Genomic DNA, 26,474 nt, shown 5'->3' on the forward strand with positions numbered 1-26,474 from the left:
CCGCGCATGCGCCGGCCGAGACAATCGGCGCCGGCGCGAACGGATACAGGCGCGCCGGCCCGTCGTCCGGCGATGGAGGCGCCGGCGCGGCCAAGAAAATCTTTCATTATTTCACGTATTTGACTAGTATTTTGCGCCGGCCGGCGCCCCGGCGTGATCGCCCGTACTGGCCGCACGGGCGCATAAGCCTACTGGCCCCACACTTTTTAAATCTGCTGGCTCTAAATCCGCTGCTCCCGCGCGGTATAATTTTTCAATAACATCAAATGCCTGCCAAAAGGCTGCTCGCCCGCGAACCCAGAGGGGCTCATGCAGACGCGACGTACCGCCTTGAAGTTGCTGGGTGCCGGCCTCATCGCATCCCCCGCCGTGATCTCCTCCGCCCGCGCGCAGGGCCTGGACAGCGTCACCCTCGGGATCCCGGGATCGGTGAGCGACGGGTCCTTCTTCGCCGCCATTCACAAGGGCTATTTCAAGGACCAGGGCATCAACATCGTCCCCGCGGCGTTCCAGGCGGGCTCGCAGCTGGTCGCGCCGCTCGGGGCGGGCCAGGTGGACGCTGCGGCGGGCGCGACCTCCGCCGGGCTCTACAATGCGGTGGCGCGCGGCATCGACATCAAGATCGCCGCCGACAAGTCCTCCAACATGCCCGGCTATTGCTACATGGCGCTCCTCGTCCGCCAGGACCATGTGGATTCCGGCCGCTACAAGTCGTTCGAGGACCTGAAGGGCTTCCGCGTCGCCGAGGCGGGCAAGGCCGGCGCGCCGGGCTCGACCCTGAACGAGGCGATGAAAAAGGGCGGGCTGAAGTACGACGACGCCACCCACGTCTACAACATGCCCTATCCGGACATGGCCGCCGCGCTCCAGAACAAGGCGATCGACGCCGCCATCGTCACCGAGCCGTCCTCAACCCGCGCCCGCAAGATGGGCGTCGCCGTGCGCATTCCCTCCGATTTGTTCTACCCGATCCAGAACGTCGCGCCGCTCCTGTGCAGCGGCAAGTTCCTGAAGGAGCGCAAGGAGGTGGCCCAGCGCTTCATGATCGCCTACCTGAAGGGCGTGCGCTTCTACAACGACGCCTGCAAGGACGGCCGGCTCGCCGGGCCCAATGCCGAAGAGCTGATCCAGATGATGGTCACCAGCTCCGAGGTCAAGGATCCGCAGATCTATCGCGAGGCCACGCCCAACGGGGTGGACCCCAACGGCCGGCTGAACATGGACAGCCTGAACAAGGACCTCGCCTTCTACAAGGAGATGAAGCTCGTCGCCGCCGAGGTGAAGGTCGAGGACGCCCTCGACACCTCGTTCATGGAAGCGGCGGTCAAGGCCCTCGGCCCCTACGTCCCGGCCAAATAGCGGCCCGGCGGGGCCCGCCGCCGCGCAAGCCGTCGAGTGAACCTGTCGCCTGGGCCCCCGAGCGAGGCCGCCAAGCAAGGACACCGTGACCCCGATGCGGACGGACGCGCCAAAGATTTCCATTGACGGCCTCAGCAAGGTGTTTTCGTCCCGGTCGGGAACCGTCACGGCCCTCGACAGCGTGTCCCTCCGGATCGCGCCGGGCACGTTCTGCGTGGTGGTGGGGCCCTCCGGCTGCGGCAAGACCACCTTGCTGCGCATCGTGGCCGGCCTGGAGCAGCAGTCCTCCGGCAATTTCCACATTGCCCGGCAGGACCCGCGCAAACCGCTCAATTCCATGGTGTTTCAGGGGGACTCCATCTTTCCCTGGATGACGGTCTGGGACAATGCCGCCTATGGCCTGAAGATGCGCGGGGCCGGCAGGGCCGAGATAAAGGACGTCGTCTCCCACTATCTCGACCGGACGGGGCTGCGCCGCTTCGCCGATTACTATCCGCACCAGCTCTCCGGCGGCATGCGCCAGCGCGTGTCCATCGCGCGGGCCTTCGCCAACGATCCGGAAGTCCTGTTCATGGACGAGCCGTTCTCGGCGCTCGACGAGCAGAACAAGGTCCTGTTGCAGGAAGAGCTGCTGCGGATCTGGGAAGAGCACAAGAAGACCGTCATCTTCATCACCCACAGCGTCGACGAGGCGGTGACCCTCGGCGACCAGATCGTCGTCATGACCGCGCACCCCGGACGCATCAAGGCGATCGTCGACATCGACTTCCCGCGGCCGCGCAACATCCTGGAATTGCGGCGGGACCCGAAGTTCGGCGAGCTGGTCTTCACCATCTGGGGCTACCTGCGGGCCGAAGTGGACCTCGCGCGCAAGGCGTCGCACTGATGCCCTCGCTGCTGGAGCGTCACGGCGACCGGGTCATCGGCATTCTCTCGCCGCTTCTCCTGCTGCTGGTCTGGGAGGGGCTGGTCCGGTTCCATTTCATCAGCGGCATGTTCTTCCCGGCGCCGACCAGCATCCTGGCGACGTTCATGCGACTCGCCGGGACCGGGGAATTGTGGACCAATATCGGCGTGAGCCTCAGGCGCCTGTTCTGGGGCTTCGTCATCGGCGGCCTGCCGGCGCTGGTGCTGGGCATCGTCATGGGCCTGTCGAAGCCCTTCCGGCTCTTCTTCAACCCGCTCGTCGCCTCCACCTATCCGATCCCCAAGAGCGCCCTGCTGCCGCTGGTGCTGCTGATCTTCGGGCTGGAGGAGAATTCCAAGATCGCCATGGTGGCGATGGGGGTCTTTTATCCGGTCCTGATGAATTCCGTGACCGGCGTGCAGCAGATCCCGAAGATCTACTTCGACGTCGGCAACAACTTCGGCGCGAGCCGATGGCAGACGTTCAAGACCATCGCCGTGCCCGGGGCGGCCCCGTTCATCCTCACCGGCATCAAACTCGGCGTCGGCATGGGCCTGATCCTGATCTCCATCGCCGAGATGGTCGGGGCCACCAGCGGACTCGGCTACATGATCTGGAACGCGTGGCAGCTGATGGACGTGGAGACCATGTATGTGGGCCTGTTCATCATCGCCTTCCTCGGCTTCGCGTTCACGCTCCTGCTCGACGAGGCCGAACGCTGGCTGCTTCCCTGGCGCCCCGCCTGACGCGGTCCGCCGTTTCACCTGATCACAATTGGCAATGCGGAAGGCGGATCGAAATGGGCTGTATGGATCTGCGCCAGTGGATTGAGCTGCTCGAGCGCGAGGGCGAGGTGCGCCGCATCACCGCCCAGGTGGACTGGGACCGGGAGATCGGCACCATCTCGCGCAAGGTCCTTGAGCGCGAGGGGCCGGCGCTGCTGTTCGAGAACATCAAGGACTACGGCAACGCCCGCGGCCGCAAGGTGTTCTCCGGCGGCATCGGCACGCGCAAGCGGCTGGCGCTCGCCCTCGGCTTCCCGAAGGACGCGACCAATGCCGAGATCGTCCAGTACGTGATGAAGAAGAACCAGGAGCAGATCCCCCCGGTTCTGGTCCCCACCGGGCCGGTGAAGGAGAACATCGTGCTCGGCGACGCGGTCGACCTGCTCGAATTCCCGGTGCCGAAATGGCACTATCTGGAAGGTGGCCGCTACATCAACACCTATGCCTGCATCGTCACGCGCGATCCTGACACCCGCGTCCAGAACGTGGGCATCTATCGCGGCATGGTGGGCAAGAAGAATTCCATTCCCACCCTGCTCATCAAGGGCGGCCAGCACTGGGGCCAGCACTTCGCGAAATATGCCGACCGCGGCGAGAAGATGCCGGTGGCCTGCGTCATCGGCTGGGACCCGATCATGGGCTTTCTCGCCGGCAGCCCCCTGCCCGCCGGGGTCTGCGAGTTCGACGTGCTCGGCGCCTATCGCGACGCGGCGGTGCCGGTGGTGAAGTGCGAGACCGTGGACCTGGAGGTCCCGGCCAGCGCCGAGATGGTCATCGAGGGCTTCATCGATCCCGATCCGGCGAGCTACGAGACCGAGGGGCCGTTCGCGGAGTTCACCGGCTACGTCTCGGACCTGCCGACGCCCCGCCCCACCATCGCCGTCACCTGCGTGACCCACCGCGACGATCCCATCCTGCGCGGCACGCAAGAGGGCAACATGCCGGGCTCCTACAGCGAGAATGCGGTGATCTCCTCCGCCCAGCGCGCCGGCATCGCCTGGAACATCCTGCGTTCCAACGGCGTGCCCGGGGTGCTTGACGTCTATGCCGATCCGGTCACCTGCGGCATCAACATCTACATCAAGATCAAGAAGCAGTTCCAGGGCCACGCCAAGCAGGTCGCCAACGCCCTGTGGGGCAACAGCGCCGGACAGGGCCGCTACAAGCATGTCTTCGTGTTCGAGCACGACATCGACGTGACCAATTACCAGCAGATGGACTGGGCCATCGCCTACCGCGTGAATGCGGGCCACGGCGGCATCACCATCTTTCCCGAAACCTTCGGCCACGCGCTCGATCCGAGCACGCCGCTGGAGGAGCGCAACGTGGAGCAGCTCGGCTCCGGCACCTGGAACCGCGTGCTGGTGGACGCCACGCGCAGCTGGAAGTTCCAGCGGCGGCCGGAATGGAACAACGAGCGCTTCCCGCCCACGGTGGAACCATCCGCCGCCGACGAGCAGCTTGTGATCGACCGCTGGGCCGAGTACGGCCTCGACTGACCGCGCGTCGCGGCCCGCGCCGGAGGAGTCCATGGGCGAGGATGCCTTGCCGATATCGCCGGAGCCCGGCCCGGGCCTCGCCGACGCCCTGTGGGCCTTCGCGCTGGCGGTCTATGCCGGGCCGGGCGCAAGCGAGGCCTGCCTCGCGCTGCAGGACCGCGCCCGCGCCAACATCCCGCTGCTGCTCTTCGTGCTCTGGCTCGGCGCGGAACGCGGCGTGCTGTTGTCGGCGCAGGAGATGGAGCGCGCCTCCGATCTCGTCGGCGACTGGCACGGCGAGGTCGTCGGCGCCCTGCGCACGGTGCGCCGCCGCCTGAAGGCCGGGCCGTATCCGGCGCCCACCGCCGCGACCGAGGCCCTGCGCGAGACGGTCAAGGCGATTGAGCTTTCCGCCGAGCGGATCGAGCTGGACACCCTCGCCCGGCTGGCCGCCGACGGGCGATGGACGGCGACGACCGCGCCCTCGGCGGAGGCGGCGGAGCACAATCTCCAGGTGATGCTGCGTGCGATGCCCGCCGCGGCAACGGCGGGCCAGCCCTGGGCCGCCGAGGCCATGGCGCGCCTCATCGCGGCCGTGCGTGGTCGAACGTGAGCACGAGCATGCGGCCGCGCCGCGCGCCCGGCGATGCGGGAAGGAGGACAGTTTGGCTGGCAAACGCAGGCTGATCGTCGCGCTCACCGGCGCGTCCGGCATCGTCTACGGCGTCAAGGCGCTCCAGCTGCTGCGGGCGGTGGACGACGTGGAGACCCATGTCATCATCTCGCCGGCGGCGGCGCGCACGGCGCTGGCGGAGCTGGACATGGACCTCGGCGCCATCCGCGCCCTCGCCGACCGGCACTACAGTCACCGCGACATCGGCGCGTCCATCTCCTCCGGATCCTACGCCACCATCGGCATGCTGGTGGCCCCCTGCTCGGTGAAGACGCTGAGCGGCATCGCCAATTGCTACAACACCGATCTCGTGGTCCGCGCCGCCGATGTCTGCCTCAAGGAGCGGCGCCGGGTGGTGCTGCTGTTCCGCGAGACGCCGCTGCACGCCGGCCATATCGATCTCATGGCCAAGGCGGACCGCAACGGCGCCATCGTCATGCCGCCGGTCCCGGCTTTCTATTCCCGGCCGGCCTCCCTCGACGACATGGTCACGCAGACGGTGGGCCGCAGCCTCGACCTGTTCGGCATCCACCTGCCGGTGGTCAAGCGATGGACGGAAGAGGTCGGGGACGCATCCGACACCGCCGGAACCGACGATGGCGGAGCGCCGGACGGCGATTGTCCCGACCCGTAGGCGCGGATGCCAATCGCTCTTCACTTCGCTCGAAAATGCTCTAGTTCCGGTCGTCCGGCAGCACCGGCAGGGGGAACACATCCACCTCGTCCTCGTGCAGGGCCTTGACCTCGTCCCTTGTGGCCTCGCCATAGATGGAGCGGTGCTCGATCTCGCCGTCGTGCATCTTGCGGGCAAGGTCGGCGAAGTCGTCGCCCACATAGTCGGAGGTCTTCACGATGTGCTCGCGCAATTGGCGCAGCAGGGCGCGCAGCTCGCCGTCCGGGCGCGTCATCATGGGCACCTGAGGGTCGGCGGGCGCATCCGCCGGAGGGGCATCGGTGGCCGGGGCCGGTGTGTCGGGGCGGTCGGTGCGGGCGACGGAGGGCGCCATCATCGCCTTCTCCACCTGCACCGAGCCGCAGCTGGGGCAGGCGACGAGGCCGCGCGCCTGCTGGGCATCGAAGCTGCCGGAGGACGGGAACCAGCTCTCGAACTGGTGCCCGGCGGCGCAATTGAGGGTGTAGCGGATCATGAGGACGCCCTGACCACGCTCAGGTGGCCGATCTGCCCCGGCTCCGCCACCTCGAACCGGCGCCCGTTGGACAGGGAAGGGATGCGCGCGCGGGCGGAGGCCACCTCCTTGAGGTCGATCTCCGCCAGGATGACGCCCGGGTCGGTGCCGCCCTCGGCGATCACCCGGCCCCAGGGGTCCACCACCAGCGAGTGGCCGTAGGTGTCCCGGCCGTTCTCGTGCCGGCCGCCCTGGGCGGCGGCGAGGACATAGGCGCCGTTCTCGATCGCCCGCGCCCGCAGCAATACGTGCCAGTGGGCCTCCCCGGTCGGCCGGGTGAAGGCCGCCGGCACCGTGAGCACCTGGGCGCCACCCTCCGCCAAAGCGCGGTAGAGGGAGGGAAAGCGCAGGTCGTAGCAGATGGTGAGGCCGAAGCGGATGCCGTCCACGTCGGTCAGCACCGCGCGCTCGCCGGGCCGGTAGGCGGTGGATTCGCGGTAGCTCTCGCCATTGCCGAGGTCCACGTCGAACATGTGGATCTTGTCGTACCTGCCGACGACCTCGCCATCCGGCGCGATCACGAAGGCGCGGTTCACCGCCCGGTTGTCCGACACCTTCAGGGCCAGAGATCCGATGTGCAGGTAGATGCCGAGCTCGCGCGCCAGCTGCCGCAGCGCCGCCAGCGTCGGGTCCGCCTCCTCCGCCACCAGCTTGCCGAACAGCACCTGCCGGTCGAGCTCCATGAGGTTGGTCACCTCCGGCGTCTGCACGTAGCGCGCGCCGTCCCGGGCCGCCTCCCGCACCAAAGCGGCGACGGCATCGAGATTGGCGGCCGGATCGCGCCCGCTGCGCAACTGCACGAGCGCGATGCGGAGGATCCCGGATGTGTGGGAAGCGGTCATTCGGCGCGCTCTTTCCTCGATGCTGACCCGTCCCGGCCCGTGGCACGCCCCGCCCGGGGCGTTTCCCCGGACAGATGGGAAGTCTTCTTCAGTTTTGCACGGGTTCGCGCACCGCGGAACGAAAAGCTCAGGCGGCCAGGGCGTCGAGGCGGCCGGCCTCTTCCAGGGCGTAGAGGTCATCGCTGCCACCCACGTGGGTGTCGCCGATGAAGATCTGTGGAACGGAGGTGCGCCCGCCGGCGCGGCGGGTCATCTCCAGCTGGCCCTCCTTGTCGGTGGTCACGTCGATCTCGGTGAAGGTCCAGCCTTTGCGCCGCAGCAATGCCTTGGCGGAATGGCAATAGGGGCACCAGCTCTTGGTATAGATCTCGATGGGCTTCATGATGTCACTAGGGAGTGAGCCTGAGACGGTGGGGCACCGTCACGAAAGTGACGTATCATAAGGCCTCAGGCGAAATCGACAACCCGCGCAAAGGTCAGGGCGTCCACGCCCGAGACGCCGGCCCGCCGCAGCGCGCGGGCGCAGGCGTCCAGCGTGGCCCCCGTCGTGTAGACGTCATCCACCAGCAGCACCCGCCGTCCGGCCAGCACCGATGCTGCATTGCCGCAAAGCGCGAAGGCCCCCGCCACGTTGGCGCGCCGCTCGCTCCGGCCCAGGCGGGTCTGCGAGGATGTGACGCGCCTGCGCTTCAGAAGATCGGCGCGATGCGGCACGCCGCGCGCGGCCGCCACGTGCCGTCCGAGCAGGGCCGCCTGGTTGAAGCGACGCCGCCACAGCCGCAGCGGATGCAGCGGCACCGGCACCACGAGGTCGGCCCCGGCGATCACGTCCGCCCCCGCCTGCACCATCAGCCGGGCCATGGGCACGGCAAGGTCGAGGCGGTCGGCATATTTCAGCTTGTGCACCAGGTCCTGCGCCACGCCCTCGAAGGTGACGGCGGCGCGGGCGCGATCGAAGGCCGGCGGATCGGCGAGCGCCTCCGGCGAGATCCGCGGACCCACGGGTTCATGGACGAAGGGCGCGCCGGTGCGCTCGCAATAGGGCCTGGAAATGAACGACAGGCGACTCCAGCAGGCGCCGCACAGCCCGCCCGCCACGGCGGTGATGGCGCCGCACCCGATGCAGGTGGGCGGCAAGGCGAGGCCGAGCAGCCCGGAGCCGAACGCCCGGAACGCCCCGCCTGCCTGCGCCAGCCGAAACGAGAAGCCCGCCATCTCCATACCCCCGCCGGCGCATGATCGTCGGCGCGGCGGGCAGGTGTAAAGACCGCGCGATCACCCGAGGCCCGAATGCCGCCGAGGCCCCTTCAGCGCGGCCGCCAGCCGCGCAGGAGCAGGGCATTGGTGATGACGCTCACCGACGAGAGCGCCATGGCCGCCGCCGCCACCATGGGCGAGAGCAAAAGGCCGAGGCTCGGATAGAGCACGCCCGCCGCGATGGGCACGCCGGCCGCGTTGTAGGCGAAGGCGAACAGCAGGTTGCGGCGGATGTTGGCCATGGTCGCCCGCGACAGGGCCCGCGCATGGGCGATGCCGGCGAGGTCGCCCTTGAGCAGGGTGATGCCGGCGCTCTCCATGGCGATGTCGGTGCCGGTGCCCATGGCGATGCCCACGTCCGCCACCGCGAGGGCGGGCGCGTCGTTCACGCCGTCGCCGGCCATGGCCACCACATGGCCTTCCCGGCGCAGGCGCTGCACCACGTCGGCCTTGTGGGCGGGAAGCACCTCCGCCTCCACCTCGGCGATGCCGAGGCGCTTGGCGACGGCCAGCGCCGTGGTGCGGTTGTCGCCGGTGAGCATCACCACGCGCACGCCCTCGCGCGCCAGGGCCTTCAGGGCCGCCTCGGTGGTGTCCTTCACCGGGTCGGCGATGGCGACGAGGCCCTCCGCACGGCCGTCCACGGCGATGAAGACCGCCGTCGCCCCCTCGCGCCGGAAGGCTTCGGCGGTGGCGGTGTGGTGGTCGGTGTGAATGCCGTTCTCGCTCATGAAGGCGGCATGGCCGACGGCGACCCGGTGCCCGTCCACGGTGCCGGTGATGCCCTTGCCGGCGGGGCTCTCCACGCCGGTCGGCTCGGCGAGCGCGAGATCCCGCGCCGCCGCTTCCTGCACCATGGCGGCGGCAAGCGGATGCTCGCTCGCCCGCTCGAGGCTCGCGGCGAGGCGCAGGACCTCGTTCTCCCCGAGGCCGTTGAACGCCTTCACCGCCACCACCTTGGGCTTGCCCACGGTGAGGGTGCCGGTCTTGTCCACCACCACCACGTCCACCTTCTCCATGCGCTCCAGCGCCTCGGCGTTGCGCACCAGCACCCCGAGCTGGGCGCCGCGCCCCACGCCCACCATCACCGACATGGGCGTGGCGAGGCCGAGGGCGCAGGGGCAGGCGATGATGAGCACGGACACCGCCGCCATCAGCGCGAAGGTCAGGCGCGGCTCCGGCCCCACCGTCATCCACACCGCGAAGGCGACGACGGCGGCGGCGAAGACGAGGGGCACGAACCAGCCCGACACCTGGTCGGCCAGCCGCTGGATCGGCGCGCGGGACCGCTGCGCCTGCGCCACCATCTGCACGATCTGCGAGAGCAGCGTGTCGCGGCCCACCTTGTCGGCGCGCATGGTGAAGGCGCCCGAGGAATTGAGCGTACCGCCGATGACCTTCTCGCCCTTTTCCTTGCTCACCGGCAGGGATTCGCCGGTGACGAGGCTCTCGTCCACCACGGCGCGCCCCTCGGCGACGATGCCATCCACCGGCACCTTCTCGCCGGGGCGCACGCGCAGGATGTCGCCGGGCGCCACGAGGGCGAGGTCGATCTCCTCGTCGGTGCCGTCGGGCTTCACCCGCAGCGCGGTCTTCGGCGCCAGCGAGAGCAGCGCCTTGATGGCGCCCGAGGTCTGCTCACGGGCGCGCAGCTCCAGCACCTGGCCGAGCGCCACCAGCACCGTGATGACGGCGGCGGCCTCGAAATAGACCGGAACGCCTCCGTCATGGGCGTGGAAATCGTGCGGGAACAGATCGGGGGCGAACGTGCCCACCAGCGAATAGAGATAGGCCACCCCGGTGCCCAGGGCGATCAGGGTGAACATGTTGAGGTTGCGCGTCTTCAGCGACAGCCAGCCGCGCTCGAAAAACGGCTTGCCCACCCACAGCACCACCGGCGTCGCCAGCAGGAACTGCACGTAGTTGGAGGTCTGCTGCGGCAACAGATGCAGGCCGATGAGGTGCTGGCCCATCTCCAGCACGAACACCGGGAGGGTGAGCACGAGGCCGATCCAGAAGCGCCGGGTCATGTCCACCAGCTCTTCGTTCGGCCCCTCGTCGAGGGTCACGATCTCCGGCTCCAGCGCCATGCCGCAGATGGGGCAGATGCCGGGGCCGATCTGCCGGATCTGCGGGTCCATGGGGCAGGTGTAGATGGTGCCTTCCGGCACGTCCGCCGGCGGCGGCGGCGGCGCGGCGCCGCCCACGTAGCGCACGGGATCGGCCTTGAACTTGGTCTCGCAGGACGAGGAGCAGAAGAAATACGGCTTCTTCTCGTGGCGGGCGGAATACTTCGCCTTGCCCGGCTCCACGCTCATGCCGCAGACCGGGTCCTTGACCGGGGCGAGGTACTTTTCCGGCTCCGCCTCGAACTTGGTCTTGCAGCCGTCGGAGCAGAAATGGAAGGTCTGGCCCTTGTAGGCCGAGGTGGGCTTGCCGGCCGCCGGGTCCGTCTTCACGTCCATGCCGCAGACGGGATCCTTCACCGTGACCGGCGCCGCGCCCGCGGGCTTGGCGGCGGCGGTGAGATCGAGCGCGGGCGGAGCCTTGCCGCCGCAGCAATCGTGATCGCCGGGCGCGGCGGAATGATCGTGGGAATGATCGTGTGCCATGGACGGCTCCAGAAATCTCGGCGCCAGCTAGGAGGCCATTTCCGGCTCGGCGGCCTTGCGCTGGCTCATATTCAACGCCTGAAATAACCCCTGGGGGGTATGTCGCTTGTTAAGTATACCCTGAGGGGGTATATGGCAAGCCATGCGCAGCCCCACGAAAGAACAGGTCCTCAAGCGCCTCAGCCGCATCGAGGGCCAGGTGCGCGGCCTCTCCCGCATGGTGGAGGAGGACCGCTACTGCATCGACGTCATCACCCAGCTGTCGGCGGCGCGCGCCGCCCTGCGGCGGGTGGAGGAGGAGGTGCTGCGCGACCACGTGGCGCACTGCGTGGAGCACGCCATAAGCTCCGGCGACGCGGAGGACCAGCGGCGCAAGGTGGCCGAGCTGATGGACGTGATCGTCCGCTCCGAGCGCTGAGCGCGTTGCGCCCCGGGCATGCGAGGGGACAGGAGCAGGGCCGGGCCTTAAGTGTCTGCGGGGCAGGCGAAAGCACCGACCGTATGGGGAGGAGCCGCCTTCGGCGTACCCGCGCGCTGGGCCCCGGCTCTCCTTCCGCTGGCGCTCCAGTCGGCCGGGGCACGGGGAGGCGCCGAGAGCGCCCGGCTCCCCGGACCAGCGAAGGCGCAGCCTGAGCGCCGATCCGGGGCCCAGGGGAGACGTCCGCGCAACGGGCAATACCTGCCGGGGTCTCCGCCAGAACCGCCTTCGGCGTACCCTTGCGCTGCTGTAGCCCCCGGCGCGATGCCTCAGCCGCGCACCATGCCCACGATGTCCTTCACCTCGCGGATGGTCTGGTCCGCGATGACCCGCGCCCGGTCGGCGCCGTCGATGAGGATGGCGTCGATGGCGGCGGGATCGGCCATCAGGCGCTGCATCTCGCCGCCGATGGGGCCGAGCTTGTCCACCGCGAGGTCCACCAGCGCGCCCTTGAAGGCGGAGAACTGGGCGCTGCCGTAGTCCTTCAGCACGTCCGCCTTGGTGCGGTCGGAGAGCGCGGCGAAGATGCCCACGAGATTGTCCGCCTCGGGCCGGCCCTTCAGGCCCTCCTCCTCGGACGGCAACGGCTCGGGATCGGTCTTGGCCTTGCGCACCTTGGTGGCGATGGCGTCGCGGTCATCGGTCAGGTTGATGCGGGAGAAGTCGGAGGCGTCCGACTTCGACATCTTCTTGGAGCCGTCGCGCAGGCTCATCACCCGCGTCGCCGGACCGGCGATGAGCGGCTCGGTGAGCGGGAAATAGCCCTCCCCGTGCCCATAGGCGGCGATGGACGGCGCAAAGTCCGTGTTGAACTTCTGCGCGATGTCGCGCGTCAGCTCCAGGTGCTGCTTCTGGTCCTCGCCCACCGGCACGTGGGTGGCGCGGTAGAGCAGGATGTCGGCGGCCATGAGGTCGGGATAGGCGAACAGGCCCACCGAGACATTCTCGCGGTCCTTGCCGGCCTTCTCCTTGAACTGCGTCATGCGGTTGAGCCAGCCCATGCGGGCGACGCAGTTGAAGACCCAGGCGAGCTCGGCATGGCCCGACACCTGGCTCTGGTTGAAGACGATGTGGGCGCTCGGGTCGATGCCGCAGGCGATGAAGGCGGCCGTCACCTCGCGGGTGTGGCGCCTCAGCTCCTCGGGGTCCTGCCAGACGGTGATGGCGTGCAGGTCCACCACGCAATAGATGCAGTCATGGCTCTCCTGCAGCGCCACGAAGCGCTTGATGGCACCGAGATAATTGCCGAGGTGCAGGTTGCCCGTGGGCTGCACGCCGGAAAACACGCGTTCTGCGACCGCCGCCATGGCGACCTCCAACAAGAGCGGCGCGCCGCTCGAAATGCCTTGCGGCGCCAGCGGGCGCGGCCGGGTTGCCCCGCCCCCGCGTCACCTGCCGCATGGATGGACCCCGGGGCCGCGCCGCGGCCGAAGCGGGGAAACGATGCGCCGCGTCATGCCACCCGCGGCGGGCCGGCGCAAGGGGAGGCGGAGGCGGGGCGCAGACCCGCCCCTTCACCCGGCGGGCGCGATCTTCGGTAGCAGCCGCTTCAGCAGCAGGGCGGCGCTCCCATAGAGAGCAAGACCGCAGCCGACGAGCCCCGCGAGGCGCAGCGCCCCGGCGAGCGGGCCCTCCGGCACCGGCCAGGCGGCCGCCAGCGCCGCGACGCCGACGCCCATGGCGAGGCTGGCGGCCAGAAGGCCGGCCCCGAAGGCCAGCACCGCCGGGGAAAAGCGCAGGGCGCCACGCCGCAGCAGCACCCCGCCGAGCACGAGAATCGAGCCGAGGGCGGACAGCGCCACGGCGCCAGCCGCCGCCTGCGGCCCGAAGGCGGCGGCCAGCGGCAGCGCCGCGCCGAGGCACAGGGCGAGGGAGGCAAGGGCCACGCGCTCGGCCACGATCACCAGGCCGGACGTGGCGGCGGTGGCGGAGAGGATGCGCTCCAGCCCCTGCGCCGGCAGCGAGAGCGCCAGCACGCCGAGAAGGGCGCCGGTCAGCTCGGCGTCCTGCGCGTCGAAGCTGCCGCGCTGGAACAGGGTGGTGACGATGGGATGCGCCAGCACCGCGAGGCCCATGGCCGCCGGCAGGGCGAAGGCGAGAGCGGCGAGCACGGCGCGGCCGGCCGCCTCGGGCGCCTCGCCCTGCGCCCCCCGCAGCAGCGCCGGCACCAGGACCGCGCCCGCGCTGGCGCCGACGAGGCCGAGGGGCAGGTCCATGAGCCGCTGGGCATAGTTCATCGCCGCCACCGCGCCGGGGCTGGCGGAGACCGCCGCGGCGACGATGATGAGCCGGAACTGGCTCAGCCCGGCGAACAGCAGCGCCGGCGACGCCGCGCGCAGGACGCCGAGTGCCCGGCGCCACGGCCAGTTCCCGAGCCCGGCGCCGGCCGATGGCGCGGCCGGGCAGCCCCGCGCCGCGATCCCCATGAGCACAAGCTGCGCGCCCCCCGCCGCCACCGTGGCGAGGGCGATGGCGAAGGCGGCGGCATCGCTCTCCATCAGCCCGTCGAGCAGCAGCACGGCGATGACCGCAAGCACCGTGAGGTTGGCCACCACCGGCGCCAGCGCCGGCAGGAGCACGCGGTGGGCGCCGTTGGCCACGCCGCCGAAGATGGCGGCGAGCCCCGCCAGCGGCAGGTAGAGCACCGCCACCCGCCCGCACAGCACCGCCACATCGGCCCGCTGCCCGCCCGGCTCGAAACCGGGGGCGAGCAGGCCGATCACCTGCGGCATGAACGCCGCCGCGAGAAGGGCGAAGGCGAGCAGCGCGCCGGAGAGCAGGAGCAGGGTGGCGCCGGCGAGGCGGCCGGGCGCGTCGGCGCCGTCCGCCTCGGCGCGGACCAGGGCCGGAATGAAGGCGAGGTTGAACGCGCCCTCGGCCAGGAGGCGCCGCGCGAGCAGCGGCAGGGCGAGCGCCGCCACCAGCGCATCCGCGGCAGGACCTGCGCCGAGCACGGCGGCGGTGGCCGCGTCGCGCACGAAGCCGAGCACCCGGGAACCGAGCGTCGCCGCCGAGACGATGGAGGTGCGGGCGAGAAGGGACATGGGCGGGATCTGGCGGCGAGGGATCTGGACCCAGCCTATGCCCTGCCGTCGCAGCGCTGTCGATGGCCGCGCGGAGTTTGGCGGGAACGCGTCGGCGATGCGGGATCGGGGATCCGCCCCCGCCGCTCTACCCCTCGCCCTCCGGCGCCCCCGGCATGCGCCAGACGCCGTAGCGCCACGGGCGGAACCACCGCGCATCGGCGGGCAGGCACCGGGGCACGGGGTCGTAGCCGTGCCCGCCCCACGGATGGCAGCGGCAGATGCGCGCCGTGGCCATGACGCCGCCGGCGAGCGCGCCGTGTCGCATCACCGCCTCCTCGGCATATTCCGAGCAGGTGGGCAGATAGCGGCACTGCCGGCCCATGATGGAGGAGAGGGTGTAGCGGTAGCCGAGAATGAGAACGCGCAGCGCCTGGCGCGGCAGCCGGCGCGCGCCGGCGATCAGCCCGCCGGCCGCAGCCCCGCCTTGCCCCGCCTCGCCCCGCCCCGCTTTCTCCCGGTCCGCCGTCTCACGTCCCGCCATCGCATTGCACCCTCCATGGGTGCCTCACATTTGCCATGCTCGCCGCCGCAGATGGGATTACTCTTCCTTCCATTCAAGGTCGGGGCCGTCGGTCCCGGCGACCCGCGCGGCTCCTCCCTTCCGGAGGTGATCCATGACGCACGCTTTTCCCCCTGCCCCGTCCGGCGATGCCGGCGCCGGCCCCCTGGCGCTGGTGGTGCGCGCGCTGGCCTTCGCGACGCTGCGCCACACGGACCAGCGGCGCAAGGGCCGGCGCGCCCAGCCGTACGTGAACCACCTCGCCGAGGTCGCCCTTCTGGTGAGCGAGGCCACCGGCGGCGCCGATGGCGCCCTCGTCGCGGCCGCGCTGCTGCACGACGTGGTGGAGGACCAGGCGGTCACCGCCGCGGAGATCGAAGCCACCTTCGGCGCGGACGTCGCCGGCCTCGTCATGGAGGTGACCGACGACAAGGCGCTGGAGCCCGCCGAGCGCAAGCGGCTGCAGGTGGCGCACGCCCCGCACCTTACCGAGCGGGCGAAGCTGCTCAAGCTGGCGGACAAGACCGCCAACCTGCGCTCGCTGTCGGAAGATCCGCCCGAGGACTGGGGCGTCACCCGCATGCGCGCCTATGTGGAATGGTCGCGCGCCGTGGTCCAGGGCCTGCGCGGGCGTTCACCGGCGCTGGAAGCCGCGTTCGATGCGGCGGCGGAGGAAGCCATGGCCGCCATCGATGCCCGCGTGAGCGCGGAGGCGGCAGGCTGAGCCCCCTGCTCTACCCTGCGGCGGCGGCCGGCTCCCCGTCCGCCGCCGCGGCTGCGCGCGCGGCCTCGATCTGCCCGATGGCATCCACCACGGCGTCGAAGGTGAGCATGGTGGAGGCGTGGCGCGCCTTGTAGTCGCGCACCGGCTCCAGGACCTTCAGGTCCGCCCAGCGCCCCTCCGGCGGCGCGCCGTTCTCGCGGAGCATGCGCCACATGGCCTCGCGCACGGCGCGCAATTCGTCCGCCTTCGCGCCGACGACGTGGCGCGCCATGAGCGAGGACGAGGCCTGCCCGAGGGCGCAGGCCCGCACCTCATGGGCGAAATCGGTCACCGTGTCCCCGTCCATGGCGAGGTCCACCGTCACGGTGGAGCCGCACAGGCGCGAATGCGCCCGCGCGCTCGCCTGCGGCGCGGCGAGCCGGCCGATCCGTGGAATGTCGGCGGCGAGGGCGAGGATGCGGGCGTTGTAGACGTCGTTGATCATGGGCAGCTCCGAACGCCGCCCGAAGGCGACGGGATGCTGCGGCGCGGGCCTCTCCCGCGCCGGCTTCACGGTCTTATATAGCGTGGGGAGCAACGGGCGGAAGGGTGCGGGGCACCGCCCCGGCGGGCGAAGCGGAAATGCGCGCGCGCCCGGCGCATCCCCTCGCCTCCATCGCTCCGCCACAGGGCCGGCCAAACGGTCGCACATGGGCGTCGGAACGGTATCTTCAGACCAGCCGCCGGGCGTCGCCCTTGCGAAAACGGCCCCTCGCCCCCATGATGGAACTTGAGCACGATGGTGCGCTCGCGGCAAGGAACGGACGGCAAGGCCGCCGCCGGCAATCCGGCGGGGCGCGGTTTGAGCGACACCGCGCATGCGCAGCCCGACGACCGGTGACACTCCCGCTTCGTAATGGGTGCGGGTCGAACGGAGTTGGTGATGGACGCGGTGGTGAAATTGTTCAAGGCGCAGGCCGACCACGAGGAGCGCGAGCGCAAGGCCCGCGAGAGCCAGGCCAGCGAAGGCAAGGCGCGCGACAGCAAGGCGCGCGAGGGGAAAGCCCGCGACGGCAAGGACAGGTCGGACGCCGCCTCGAAGGCGCGCGCCGATGGCGCCCCTGCCGAGCGCAAGAGCTTTCCTCCGCTCGCCGACGGCACGCCGCGCCCCAGCCGCGAGCAGGCGGAAGCGGCGGTGAAGACGCTGCTGGCCTATATCGGCGAGGACCCCGCCCGCGAAGGCCTCCTCGACACGCCGAAGCGCGTGGTGAAGGCCTATGACGAGCTGTTCTCGGGCTATGGCGAGGATGCGGACGAACTGCTCGACCGCACCTTCGGCGAGATCGGGACGTTCGACGATTTCGTGCTGCTGCGCGACATTCCCTTCCACTCCCATTGCGAGCACCACATGGTGCCGTTCGTGGGCAAGGCGCACATCGCCTATTTCCCGGTGGAGCGGGTGGTGGGACTGTCCAAGATCGCGCGGGTGGTGGACATCTTCGCCCGCCGCCTGCAGACGCAGGAGCATCTCACCTCGCAGATCATCAACGCCCTCGACGAAAGCCTGCGCCCCCGCGGCGTGGCGGTGATGATCGAGGCCGAGCACATGTGCATGTCCATGCGCGGCATCACCAAGCAGGGCGTCTCCACCCTCACCACCCAGTTCACCGGCGCGTTCCGGGACGACCCGGCCGAGCAGGTGCGCTTCATCACCCTGGTGCGCTCCCGGTCCTGAAGCCCCGCGCCGCCCAAGCCGGCGCCCTTCAGGCGCCGCTGCGCCCGCATGCGTCCGGACCCCTCCCATGAGCACCGAGAGATGAGCACCGAGGCCTTCTCCTTCCCCCCTGCCGGCAAGGGCGCGGCGCTGGAAGAGGACACCATCCTCTCCCCCCGCTTCGACGCCGGCGGGCTCGTCACCTGCGTCGCCCAGGACGCGCAGACCGGCGAGGTGCTGATGCTCGCCCACATGAATGCGGAAGCCCTCGCCCTCACCATGGCCACCGGCGAGGCGCATTATTTCAGCCGCTCCCGCGGCCGGCTCTGGAAGAAGGGCGAGACCTCCGGCCACACCCAGAAGGTGCTGGAGATGCGCATCGACTGCGACCAGGACGCGGTCGTCATCAAGGTGGAGATGGGCGGCACGGGCGCGGCCTGCCACACCGGCCGGCGCTCGTGCTTCTACCGCACGGTGCCCGTCGGCGCGGCGCCCTCGGCCGGCACCAGGCTCGCCTTCACCGGCGACGCCCCGCGCTTCGACCCCGCCACGGTCTATGGCGGCCAGCACGGCCACGACCATTAGGGCACGCGCCGGCCAAGCCGACTCGAACGGGCGCGACGCGCCCTGACGCGGGGAGATGCGCGCAACATCCCGGCACCGACACGCTTCCGACACCAGAAATTAGTACGAGACGCATAAGGTTCGAGTCCGCGTCGGAACCGGCGCGGCCTGGGGGGCATTGGCAGATCGAGTGCCGGAGTCCGGGGCATCCCCCCTGGCGGCATCGGGAGGCGCGCATGTTTCAGTCCCTCCATTGGCGTTCCGGCCCCTTCGCAGGCCCGCGCCCGGCGACCATCGGGCCCCTCGCCACCGACGGCGAGCCCGGCACCGAGCCGCCCGATCTCGGCACCCCCGCCCATCCGGCCACCGGAGGCGAGGATGACGGGCGGCCGGCCATCGGGCTTGCCCTCGGCGGCGGCGCGGCGCGGGGCTTCGCGCATATCGGCGTGCTGAAGGTGCTGGAGAAGAACCGCATCCGCCCGTCCGTCATCGCCGGCACCTCCATCGGCGCGGTGGTCGGCGGCATCTGGGCGGCAGGCAAGCTCGACATGCTGGAGGCGTGGGCGCTCAGCCTCACCAAGCGCAACGTGCTCGGGCTTCTCGATTTCGCCCTCGGCGGCGCCGGGCTCATCGGCGGCCGGCGCCTGGTGGAGCTCATGCGGCGCGAGGTGGGCGACCTCAGCATCGAGGACCTGCCCCTCGTCTTCGCCGCCATCGCCACCGAGCTCGGCACCGGCCACGAGATCTGGCTGACCCGCGGCGACTTCGTGGAGGCGATCCGCGCTTCCTATGCCCTGCCCGGCATCTTCACCCCGGTGAAGGTGGGCGGACGCTGGCTGATGGACGGGGCGCTGGTGAACCCGGTTCCCGTCTCCGCCGCCCGGGCCATGGGCGCGCGCATGGTGATCGCGGTCAACCTGAACGCCGACGTGTTCGGCCGTGGCACCGTCATCCAGGACCATGGCGGCGTGGTGGAACGGGTGGCCGAGGTGGCGCTGACGGACAAGAAGGCGGGCATCGCCGGCATGCTGAGCCCGGACCGGCTGCGGCGGCAATTCTTCGCCGGCGGCCACGTGAGCGACGGGCCGCGCGGCCTGTCCACGGTGATGATCGATGCCTTCAACATCACCCAGGACCGCATCGCCCGCTCGCGCCTCGCCGGCGACCCGCCGGACCTGATGCTGTCCCCGAAGCTCGGCCGCATCGGCCTGTTCGAGTTCCAGCGGGCGAAGGAGGCCATCGCGGCCGGCATGGAGGCGGCGGAGCGCGCCCTGGACGATATCCAGGCCGGAATGGTGGCGCTGGGATGAGCCCTGCGCCGGAGGGCCTTCCGGCCGGCCCGGGCCGCGGCTAATCTGCGACGCATTCCCATTCCCGAAAGCACAGACATGTTCTACGAGCCTGCCAAGCGCAACCACGGCCTGCCCTTCTCGCCCCTGAAGGCCATCGTCGCGCCCCGGCCCATCGGCTGGATCTCCTCGCTTACGCCCGAGGGGGTGGCCAACCTTGCGCCCTACTCCTTCTTCAACCTGATCTGCGAGTTTCCACCGCTGGTGATGTTCTCGTCGGCCGGCCACAAGGACAGCGCCACCAACATCGAGGCGACCGGCGAGTTCGTCTGCAACCTCGCCACCCTCGATCTGATCGACGCGGTGAACCTCACCTCCACCCCGGCCCCGCGGGACAAGAGCGAGTTCGAGATCGCCGGGCTCGCCCCCGCCCCCTCGCAGCTGGTGAAGCCGCCGCGGGTCGCCGCCAGCCCCTGCGCCCTCGAATGCGTCTATGTGGAGACCTTCCGGCCGAAGGGAAAGGACGGGAAGGTCCCCGACCAGCACATGATCATCGGCGAGGTGGTGGGGGTCTATGTCAACGACGCCGCCATCGTCGACGGCCGGGTCGACATGACGGTCATGAAGTCCCTCGCCCGGTGCGGCTATCTCGACTATTCGGCGGTCGACCGGCTGATGGAGCGCGAGCGCCCGCCCGGCGGCGGCATGGACCTGAAGGCACGCGCCCCGGCGGTCTGAGGGTGCGCGGGGGCCGGCCTCAGCCCGCCCCCGGCGCCGGCGGCCAGTCGGTCGGCTCGCCCCGGCAGGGCATGGCCCGCTCGGTGGGGACATAGATGAGGATGTCCGGACGGAAGCGCTCCACCGCCCCCATGTCGAAGCGACAATAGCGGTGGTGCATCCAGGCATAGGCCGAGGCCTGCGACACGCCCAGGCCCTGCCATGAGCCCTGGCTGAAGCTGTCGCCGATCACCATGATGCGCGGGCCGGGATGGCCGGTATCGATGGCATAGGGCACGAACGGGTCGTTCGCCGGCACCGGCTTCACGATGCCGGGAATGAGGTTCGGGTTCCGCGGCTTGACCATGGGCCCCTTGGGCGGGAACTGCACGTCCGGCGGGTTGGGCACCCGCGCGCCGGTGGCCCGCAGCAGGTCGCCGGTGAGGCGTGGCTCGGGCGGGCCGAGGGCGTCCTGCGGCTTCACCTCCAGGTCCGGCCGGCCGGCCGCCGCCATGGCCGCGTTGAAGCCGAGCAGCATGCCGCGCTGGTTCCAGTGCGTGTCGTAGCGCCAGTGGACCGGGCCGTCCTTCTTCGCCGCGGCGAGGATGGGGCGCATGTCCACGAAGGTGATGCCCGCCGCCTTCATCTGCCGGGCCACCAGGTCGTATTCGGTCGGCTCCTTCTTCAGCCGCCGGGCATAGGCCGGCAGGTACTCGAAATTCGTGGTGTGCCCGTTGGGCGGCACCAGGACCACGAACCGCCCGCCATGGGCCTTCATGTAGGCGTCCATGCGCGCGGCGAAGGCGACGAAGCCGCTGACCGCCTCCGGTCGCACCAATTGGCCGAGGGACTGCTCGAGCGCGTGCTCGTCCTTGAGGAACAGGGCGCCGTGCTCGCCCTTCAAGGCGAGGTCGCCCTGGGTGTCGCCCAGGAAGCGCACATAGGAGCGGTGCGCGGCGAGGACCGCGCCGCGGAAGCCGAAGGCGTTGTTGATGTAGGGATCGGCGCGCCTGGCGGCCTCCTCCCACCAGCGCCCCTCCGGCTCCAGCACCGTCCGCAGCGGCGCCGGCACGTCGGGGGCGACGAGGCCGATGGTGGGCAGGAGGAGGATGGCCACGAAGATGGCAGCCCACCAGCGCCGGAAGGACATGAGAAGCGGCATCGCCCCCTCCTCAGAACCGGAAATAGAGGAACGGCGAATAGGTCGCCGCTCCCACCGAAAGCACGCAGAGCACGAACAGGCCCCACACCACCAGCGTATCCGTCGCGCCGAAGATGGCGAGCCTCACCCGCGGCGCGAGCGCGCGCCCGCGTGGCCGGGGCAGGCCGAACATGGCGAGCGGCCAGGCCAGCACCATGATGGCGATGGTGACCGGCTTCAGCTCGACTTCCAGCTGGGCCGACAGGTAGCCCGCCCCGTTGAGCCCGGCCAGCCCCTGGAACAGCTCGAACGCGGCGGGCAGGCTGTCGGCGCGGAACCAGACCCAGCCGGAAAGCACCACCAGCAGCACGTAGGCGTGGGACAGGATGCGCGGCGCCCGCTTCAGCGCCGCGCCGAAGCCGGTGCGCTCCAGCACCAGGAAGGTGCCGTGATGGACGCCCCAGATGACGAAGGTCCAGCTCGCCCCGTGCCACAGGCCGCAGAGCAGGAACACGCTCCACAGGTTCATCGCCGTGTGCAGGTGGCCGTGCCGGTTGCCGCCGAGGGGGATGTAGACATAGTCGCGGAACCAGCTCGACAGGCTCATGTGCCAGCGCCGCCAGAAGTCGGTGATGGACCGCGCGCCATAGGGCAGGTTGAAGTTGCGCGGGAACTTCAGCCCCATGGCGATGGCGAGGCCGATGGCCATGTTGGAATAGCCGCCGAAGTCGAAATAGATCTGCAGCGCGTAGGCGGTGACGCCGACCCACGCCTCGCCGAGATTGGGCGCCTGGGTGTTGTCGAACACCGCCGCGACGATGGGTGCCACCTCGTCGGCGATCAGCACCTTCCACGACAGGCCGATGATGAAGATGCGCAGGCCCGCCGAGACGCGCCCGAGCGTGGTGCGCCGCGCGCGGATGCGCCGGGCGATGGTGGAGTAGCGCACGATCGGCCCCGCCACCAGTTGCGGGAACATGGTGATGTAGACCGCGATCTCCTCGAACCGCCCGTTGGCCGCGGCTTTGCGCCGGTAGACGTCGACCAGGTAGGAGATGGCGTGGAAGGTGAAAAAGGAGATGCCCAGCGGCAGCGCCGGATGCACCACCGGCAGCTTCAGCCCCGCGGGGGCGAGCAGCAGGTTGAGGTTCTCGGCGAGGAAGCCGGCATATTTGAAGGCGATGAGGCCGCAAAGGTTCGCCGCCACCGCCAGCCCGAGCGCCCTGAGCCGCCAGCGTTCGCTGCGGCCATCGATGAACAGCGCGAAGAGGTAGTTGGCGACGATGGAGACGGCCAGAACCGCGACGTTGGCGAGCCCGCCCCAGGCATAGAAGACGAGGGAGAAGGCGAGCAGGACCAGGTTCCGCGCCCGCACGCCCGGCGTCGCGAAGTAGCACAGCAGGAAGGCCGGCAGGAAATAGAAGAGGAAGGTGACGGAGGAAAAGACCATGGAATGCCGTGAACCGGATCGCCCCTCTCAGCGCCGACGCGCAACGCGCCTCTAATACACGAATTGCTCGCGCAGGATACGCTCGTCGAGCCCGTGGTCCGGATCGAACAGCATGTCGATGGAGGAGGAGGTGTCGAGCCGGGTGGTGACCGCGATGATGTCGCGTACCTCGAAATGGTCGGCCGCCGCGCTCACCGGCCGCTTGTCGGCCTCCAGCACGGCGATGTCGATGCGCGCCTTGTCCGGCACCAGGGCGCCGCGCCAGCGGCGGGGGCGGAAGGGCGAGATGGGCGTGAGCGCGAGCAGCGCCGTGCCCAGCGGCAGGATCGGCCCGTGGGCGGAGAGGTTGTAGGCGGTGGAGCCGGCCGGCGTCGCCACGATGATGCCATCGCAGATCAGCTCCTCCAGGCGCACCCGGCCGTCGATGGAGATACGCAGCTTCGCCGCCTGGTAGGACTGGCGCCAGAGCGACACCTCGTTGATCGCCGGCGCCCGGTGGCGCACGCCCTGCGCATCCACCACCTCCATCAGCAGCGGATGGATGGTGACCGGCAGCGCTGCGGCGAGGCGCTCCGGCAGGCCGTCCTCGCGGAACGTGTTCATGAGGAAACCGACGGTGCCACGGTGCATGCCGTAGATGGGCAGGCCGCGGTCGCGGAAGCGGTGCAGCGTCTGCAGCATCAGGCCGTCGCCGCCGAGGGCGACGATCACATCCGCGTCATCCTCCGAGACGTCGCCGTAGCGGACGACAAGCCGCGCCCGCGCGGCCTCGGCCTCCGGCGTCTGGCTGGAGACGAAGGCGATCTTGTGGAAGCTGCGGGCTTGGTCGCTCATCGGTGCGGCGGTCTGGGAGGCGTCCGGTTGGCGGGCAAGGAGCGGAACGGCGATCGCTGCGACCGGTCTAGCGGTCCCGGCCGCACCTGTCGAGGCGAAGTCGGCGGCCCGGTGCCCGCCGCCTCCGGAATGCGCATGCGCGGCCCGACGCCATCGCCCCCGGGCAGCGCCGCCGATCTGGGCTATGAAGGGGACGAGCCCCTCCGGAAGCCCCGACATGCCCCCGATCCGCCTTGTCTACAGCACCTTCCCCTCCCGCGAGGCCGCGGAGGAGGTGGCCCGCGCGCTGCTGGACGCGCGGCTCGTCGCCTGCGCCAACATCCTGCCGGGCATGGTCTCCCTCTATCGTTGGGAGGGAGCCATCGCGCGCGCCGACGAGGTGGTGCTGCTGCTGAAGACCAGCGCCGCCCGCGCCGGCGAGGTCGTCGAGGCCATCCGCGCGCGGCATCCCTACGAGGTGCCGGCCATCCTCGTGCTGCCCGTGGACGGCGGCTCCCCGGCCTTCCTCGGCTGGATCGCCGCCGAGGTGGAGGAGCCGTCCGCCTGAGGCCTCACAGCACCGGACGCCAGAGCACCGGCACGTAGCGGAAGCCCTCGCCGGCCTTCTCCAGGTGCGCCGCGCCCGGGAACGGGAAGTGATAGCCGGCCACCTGCGTCCGCTCGGACGAAAGCCGGTCGTAGGTCTTGCGCCGGACCTCCGCCGCCATGGCCGGGTCCATGTCGAACATCACCTGCCAGGAGGGGTTGCGCACGAACAGCGCCGGCAGGTTGGTGAGGTCGGACTGGATGAACAGCGCGTCGCTGCCCGAGGCGAGGGTGAAGGAGGTGTGCCCCGGCGTGTGGCCGGGCGTGCCCACCGCCGTGAGGCCGGGCGCGAGCTCCTTGTCCCAGGCGTAGCGCTCGACCTTGCCCTCGAACGGCTTGAACACGCGCCGCGCGTTCTGGAAGCCGCCCTTCTGGGCGTCGGGCGCCCGGCTCATCTGGCCGTCGTCCATCCAGAAGGCCCATTCGCGCTCGGGCACCAGCAGCTGCGCCTTGGGAAAGGCGGGCGTGCCCTCGGCGGTGAGCAGGCCGTTGATGTGGTCGGCGTGGAAATGGGAGATCACCACCTGATCCACCGAGGCCGGATCCACGCCCAGGTCCCCGAGCGTGCCGCGCACAAGCCCCACCGGGCCGGGCTGGCCGCCATTGCCGGTGTCCACGAGCACCTTCCGCCCGCCGATGTCGAGCAGCAGCACGGTGAAGGAGATGGGCACCTGATTCTCCGGCAGGAACGCCGCCTTGAGCGCGGCATTCACCGCATCCTTGGGCTGGTTGCGCACGAACGTGTCGGAGAGGGGAATGGTGCGCATGCCGTCGGAGACGGCGGTGACCACCACGTCGCCCACCTTGTAGCGATAGGCGCTCGGCACCTGCGCCGCCGCGGCGGTCACCGGGGGCTTGGTCGCGGCAGGGCTGGCGGCAGAAGGGCTGGCGGCGGGGGATTGGGCGGAGGCCAGTTGCGGCGCGGCGAGGCCGGCGACCATGGCGCCGGCGCCGCCGGCGATGAGCGAACGTCGCGTGAAATCAATCAAGGGGCAGACCTCTTCGATGGGGCGAGGAGGCGTACCATAGGCCGATACCGTGGCCGCTTACCATGCGGAAGAGGCGCTTGGGGCACGCCCTCGCGCAGCTTTGAAGCGGAGCGATCGCCTCGCCGGACCTCCTGTCCTGACCGGAAGCGTGGCGCCGGGGAGGCTTCAAACGTCCGTCCGCGCCCGGCGGACGGTCCTGCCCGCCGGCCACGCCGGGCACGCGCGACGCGCGGCCCGGCAGGCGGCGTGCAGGCCGCTCGACAAATCGGCGATCAGCGCACCGGCGGGGCGTACAGGATGCCGCCCATGCTCCAGAGCTGGTTGATGCCGCGCGGAATGCCCAGCTTGGAGGCGGCGCCCACGTTGCGCTCGAAGCTCTCGCCGTAATTGCCCACCGCCTTGACGATGCGCACGACGAAATCGTTCGACACCCCGAGCTGCTCGCCGTAATTGCCCTCGGTGCCGACGAGGCGCTTGACCTCCGGCTTCTGCGACTTCACGGCGGCGTCAAGGGTGTTGGTGGCCACCCCCAGCTCCTCGGCGTTGATCATGGCGAAGATGGTCCACTTCACCAGGTTGAACCACTGGTCGTCGCCCTGCCGCACCACCGGGCCGAGAGGCTCCTTGGAGATGACGTCGGGCAGCACGATGTGGTCGGCCGGCTTCGCCATGGTGAGGCGCAGCGCATAGAGCTGCGACACGTCGGTGGTGATGGTGTCGCACTTGCCGTCTTCATAGGCCTTCACCAGGTCGCCGCTGGTGGGCAGGGTGACCAGCTCCAGCGCCATGCTGTTGGCGGCGAAATAATCCTTGGTGGTGCTCTCGGCGGTGGTGCCCGCCTGCACGCAGACCTTGGACTTGTCGAGCTCCAGGGCCGAGGTCACCTTGCGCGCGTCGCGCACCAGGAAGCCCTGGCCGTCATAATAGTTGATGGCGGTGAACAACAGGCCGAGCTTGGCCTCGCGCTCCAGCGTCCAGGTGGAGTTGCGCGACAGCACGTCGATCTTGCCGTCCTTCAGCGCCGGGAAGCGCTCGTCCGCCGTGAGGGGAACGAACGACACCTTGTTCGGATCGTTGAAGATCGCGGCCGCGAGCGCGCGGCACACGTCCACGTCGAAACCGGTCCACTTGCCCGAAGCGTCGGGGGCGGAGAAGCCCTGGAGGCCCTTGGACACGCCGCAGAGCAGCTCGCCGCGGTCCTTGACGCTCTTGAGGGTCTGTGCCGGGGCCGCCGTGGCGGCAAGCGCAAGGGTGGCGCCGGCCAGGATGGCCAGGATCGTCTTCATGAATGCCCCCAGTGAGGAATTTGGTGGAAAAGGGCCGCC

General features: G+C 70.1%; 27 protein-coding genes. 13 read left to right on the top strand and 14 right to left on the bottom strand.

The features are described from left to right. The first annotated feature begins 309 nt into the window (after nt 1-309). From EZH22_RS27260 to EZH22_RS27285, 6 genes are all read left to right on the top strand, one after another. Nucleotides 310-1,359, top strand: a complete 1,050-nt coding sequence (locus tag EZH22_RS27260; RefSeq protein ID WP_203193478.1) for an ABC transporter substrate-binding protein — start codon at nt 310-312, stop codon at nt 1,357-1,359. A gap of 94 nt (nt 1,360-1,453) precedes the next feature. Further along, nucleotides 1,454-2,245, top strand: a complete 792-nt coding sequence (locus tag EZH22_RS27265; protein ID WP_203196799.1) for an ABC transporter ATP-binding protein — start codon at nt 1,454-1,456, stop codon at nt 2,243-2,245. Further along, complete coding sequence (locus EZH22_RS27270) at nt 2,245-3,012, top strand: ABC transporter permease (RefSeq protein WP_203193479.1); 768 nt, start codon at nt 2,245-2,247, stop codon at nt 3,010-3,012. The genes EZH22_RS27265 and EZH22_RS27270 overlap by 1 nt, the downstream gene beginning before the upstream one ends. A 53-nt stretch (nt 3,013-3,065) precedes the next feature. Beyond that, the gene (locus EZH22_RS27275; protein WP_203193480.1) at nt 3,066-4,550 is read left to right on the top strand and encodes a UbiD family decarboxylase; all 1,485 of its coding nucleotides are present in this window, start codon (nt 3,066-3,068) and stop codon (nt 4,548-4,550) included. Between the two features lie 31 nt (nt 4,551-4,581). Continuing rightward, nucleotides 4,582-5,142 carry a TIGR02444 family protein gene (locus EZH22_RS27280; RefSeq protein ID WP_203193481.1) on the top strand — a complete coding sequence of 187 codons (561 nt, stop codon included), beginning with the start codon at nt 4,582-4,584 and terminating at the stop codon, nt 5,140-5,142. Nucleotides 5,143-5,194: 52 nt separating this feature from the next. Continuing rightward, the gene (locus EZH22_RS27285) at nt 5,195-5,836 is read left to right on the top strand and encodes a UbiX family flavin prenyltransferase (RefSeq protein ID WP_203193482.1); all 642 of its coding nucleotides are present in this window, start codon (nt 5,195-5,197) and stop codon (nt 5,834-5,836) included. A 40-nt stretch (nt 5,837-5,876) separates the two neighbouring features. Here EZH22_RS27285 and EZH22_RS27290 read toward each other — a convergent pair whose 3' ends face one another. The 5 genes from EZH22_RS27290 to EZH22_RS27310 form a co-directional block, all read right to left on the bottom strand. After that, entirely contained in the window at nt 5,877-6,350 is a 474-nt protein-coding gene (locus EZH22_RS27290; protein ID WP_203193483.1) for a DUF1178 family protein, read from the bottom strand. Next, entirely contained in the window at nt 6,347-7,231 is an 885-nt protein-coding gene (locus tag EZH22_RS27295) for a carbon-nitrogen hydrolase family protein (protein ID WP_203193484.1), read from the bottom strand. Before EZH22_RS27295 ends, EZH22_RS27290 begins: the two co-directional genes overlap by 4 nt. 127 nt (nt 7,232-7,358) lie before the next feature. Further along, nucleotides 7,359-7,613, bottom strand: a complete 255-nt coding sequence (gene grxC, locus EZH22_RS27300) for a glutaredoxin 3 (protein WP_203193485.1) — start codon at nt 7,611-7,613, stop codon at nt 7,359-7,361. Nucleotides 7,614-7,678: 65 nt separating this feature from the next. Beyond that, a complete protein-coding gene (locus EZH22_RS27305) occupies nt 7,679-8,446 on the bottom strand; it encodes a ComF family protein (protein ID WP_203193486.1) in 768 nt (255 codons plus the stop codon). A gap of 92 nt (nt 8,447-8,538) precedes the next feature. Next, nucleotides 8,539-11,100, bottom strand: a complete 2,562-nt coding sequence (locus EZH22_RS27310) for a heavy metal translocating P-type ATPase (protein ID WP_203193487.1) — start codon at nt 11,098-11,100, stop codon at nt 8,539-8,541. Between the two features lie 142 nt (nt 11,101-11,242). On the opposite strand from EZH22_RS27310, the gene EZH22_RS27315 reads away from it, so the two are divergent. Further along, nucleotides 11,243-11,518, top strand: a complete 276-nt coding sequence (locus EZH22_RS27315) for a metal-sensitive transcriptional regulator (RefSeq protein WP_203193488.1) — start codon at nt 11,243-11,245, stop codon at nt 11,516-11,518. A 329-nt stretch (nt 11,519-11,847) separates the two neighbouring features. Here EZH22_RS27315 and trpS read toward each other — a convergent pair whose 3' ends face one another. From trpS to yidD, 3 genes are all read right to left on the bottom strand, one after another. Further along, the gene (gene trpS / locus EZH22_RS27320) at nt 11,848-12,885 is read right to left on the bottom strand and encodes a tryptophan--tRNA ligase (protein WP_203193489.1); all 1,038 of its coding nucleotides are present in this window, start codon (nt 12,883-12,885) and stop codon (nt 11,848-11,850) included. 207 nt (nt 12,886-13,092) lie between these two features. Then, nucleotides 13,093-14,622 carry a murein biosynthesis integral membrane protein MurJ gene (murJ, locus tag EZH22_RS27325; RefSeq protein WP_203193490.1) on the bottom strand — a complete coding sequence of 510 codons (1,530 nt, stop codon included), beginning with the start codon at nt 14,620-14,622 and terminating at the stop codon, nt 13,093-13,095. A gap of 127 nt (nt 14,623-14,749) precedes the next feature. After that, nucleotides 14,750-15,145, bottom strand: a complete 396-nt coding sequence (gene yidD, locus EZH22_RS32690) for a membrane protein insertion efficiency factor YidD (RefSeq protein ID WP_203193491.1) — start codon at nt 15,143-15,145, stop codon at nt 14,750-14,752. A gap of 133 nt (nt 15,146-15,278) precedes the next feature. Between yidD and EZH22_RS27335 the strand changes: the two genes are divergently transcribed. Continuing rightward, nucleotides 15,279-15,887, top strand: a complete 609-nt coding sequence (locus tag EZH22_RS27335; RefSeq protein WP_203193492.1) for an HD domain-containing protein — start codon at nt 15,279-15,281, stop codon at nt 15,885-15,887. A 10-nt stretch (nt 15,888-15,897) separates the two neighbouring features. Here EZH22_RS27335 and EZH22_RS27340 read toward each other — a convergent pair whose 3' ends face one another. Further along, on the bottom strand, nt 15,898-16,371 hold the full coding sequence (locus EZH22_RS27340; protein ID WP_203193493.1) for an iron-sulfur cluster assembly scaffold protein: 474 nt from the start codon (nt 16,369-16,371) through the stop codon (nt 15,898-15,900). A gap of 438 nt (nt 16,372-16,809) precedes the next feature. Here EZH22_RS27340 and folE point away from each other — a divergent pair, with 438 nt between their 5' ends. From folE to EZH22_RS27360, 4 genes are all read left to right on the top strand, one after another. Next, nucleotides 16,810-17,601: a GTP cyclohydrolase I FolE gene (folE, locus tag EZH22_RS27345; protein ID WP_203193494.1), complete on the top strand. Its 792-nt coding sequence runs from the start codon at nt 16,810-16,812 to the stop codon at nt 17,599-17,601. Nucleotides 17,602-17,682: 81 nt separating this feature from the next. Beyond that, a complete protein-coding gene (hisI, locus tag EZH22_RS27350; RefSeq protein WP_203193495.1) occupies nt 17,683-18,165 on the top strand; it encodes a phosphoribosyl-AMP cyclohydrolase in 483 nt (160 codons plus the stop codon). Nucleotides 18,166-18,380: 215 nt separating this feature from the next. Beyond that, a complete protein-coding gene (locus EZH22_RS27355) occupies nt 18,381-19,454 on the top strand; it encodes a patatin-like phospholipase family protein (RefSeq protein ID WP_203193496.1) in 1,074 nt (357 codons plus the stop codon). Nucleotides 19,455-19,532: 78 nt separating this feature from the next. Continuing rightward, the gene (locus EZH22_RS27360; RefSeq protein ID WP_203193497.1) at nt 19,533-20,171 is read left to right on the top strand and encodes a flavin reductase family protein; all 639 of its coding nucleotides are present in this window, start codon (nt 19,533-19,535) and stop codon (nt 20,169-20,171) included. A 19-nt stretch (nt 20,172-20,190) separates the two neighbouring features. Here EZH22_RS27360 and EZH22_RS27365 read toward each other — a convergent pair whose 3' ends face one another. From EZH22_RS27365 to EZH22_RS27375, 3 genes are read right to left on the bottom strand one after another with little or no spacing between them, the layout of a single operon-like run. After that, entirely contained in the window at nt 20,191-21,312 is a 1,122-nt protein-coding gene (locus tag EZH22_RS27365; RefSeq protein ID WP_203193498.1) for an alginate O-acetyltransferase AlgX-related protein, read from the bottom strand. Between the two features lie 10 nt (nt 21,313-21,322). Further along, nucleotides 21,323-22,741 (bottom strand): MBOAT family O-acyltransferase, encoded by a 1,419-nt coding sequence (locus tag EZH22_RS27370; RefSeq protein WP_203193499.1) that lies wholly within the window; start codon nt 22,739-22,741, stop codon nt 21,323-21,325. Between the two features lie 51 nt (nt 22,742-22,792). Further along, nucleotides 22,793-23,575: an NAD kinase gene (locus EZH22_RS27375; RefSeq protein ID WP_203193500.1), complete on the bottom strand. Its 783-nt coding sequence runs from the start codon at nt 23,573-23,575 to the stop codon at nt 22,793-22,795. 217 nt (nt 23,576-23,792) lie between these two features. Here EZH22_RS27375 and cutA point away from each other — a divergent pair, with 217 nt between their 5' ends. Further along, a complete protein-coding gene (cutA, locus tag EZH22_RS27380; protein WP_203193501.1) occupies nt 23,793-24,122 on the top strand; it encodes a divalent-cation tolerance protein CutA in 330 nt (109 codons plus the stop codon). 4 nt (nt 24,123-24,126) lie between these two features. Here cutA and EZH22_RS27385 read toward each other — a convergent pair whose 3' ends face one another. After that, nucleotides 24,127-25,146, bottom strand: a complete 1,020-nt coding sequence (locus EZH22_RS27385; protein ID WP_408647749.1) for an MBL fold metallo-hydrolase — start codon at nt 25,144-25,146, stop codon at nt 24,127-24,129. 275 nt (nt 25,147-25,421) lie between these two features. Next, nucleotides 25,422-26,435: an amino acid ABC transporter substrate-binding protein gene (locus EZH22_RS27390; RefSeq protein ID WP_203193502.1), complete on the bottom strand. Its 1,014-nt coding sequence runs from the start codon at nt 26,433-26,435 to the stop codon at nt 25,422-25,424. Between the last annotated feature and the right edge of the window lie 39 nt (nt 26,436-26,474).

Source organism: Xanthobacter dioxanivorans (assembly GCF_016807805.1).
GTDB lineage: Bacteria > Pseudomonadota > Alphaproteobacteria > Rhizobiales > Xanthobacteraceae > Xanthobacter > Xanthobacter dioxanivorans.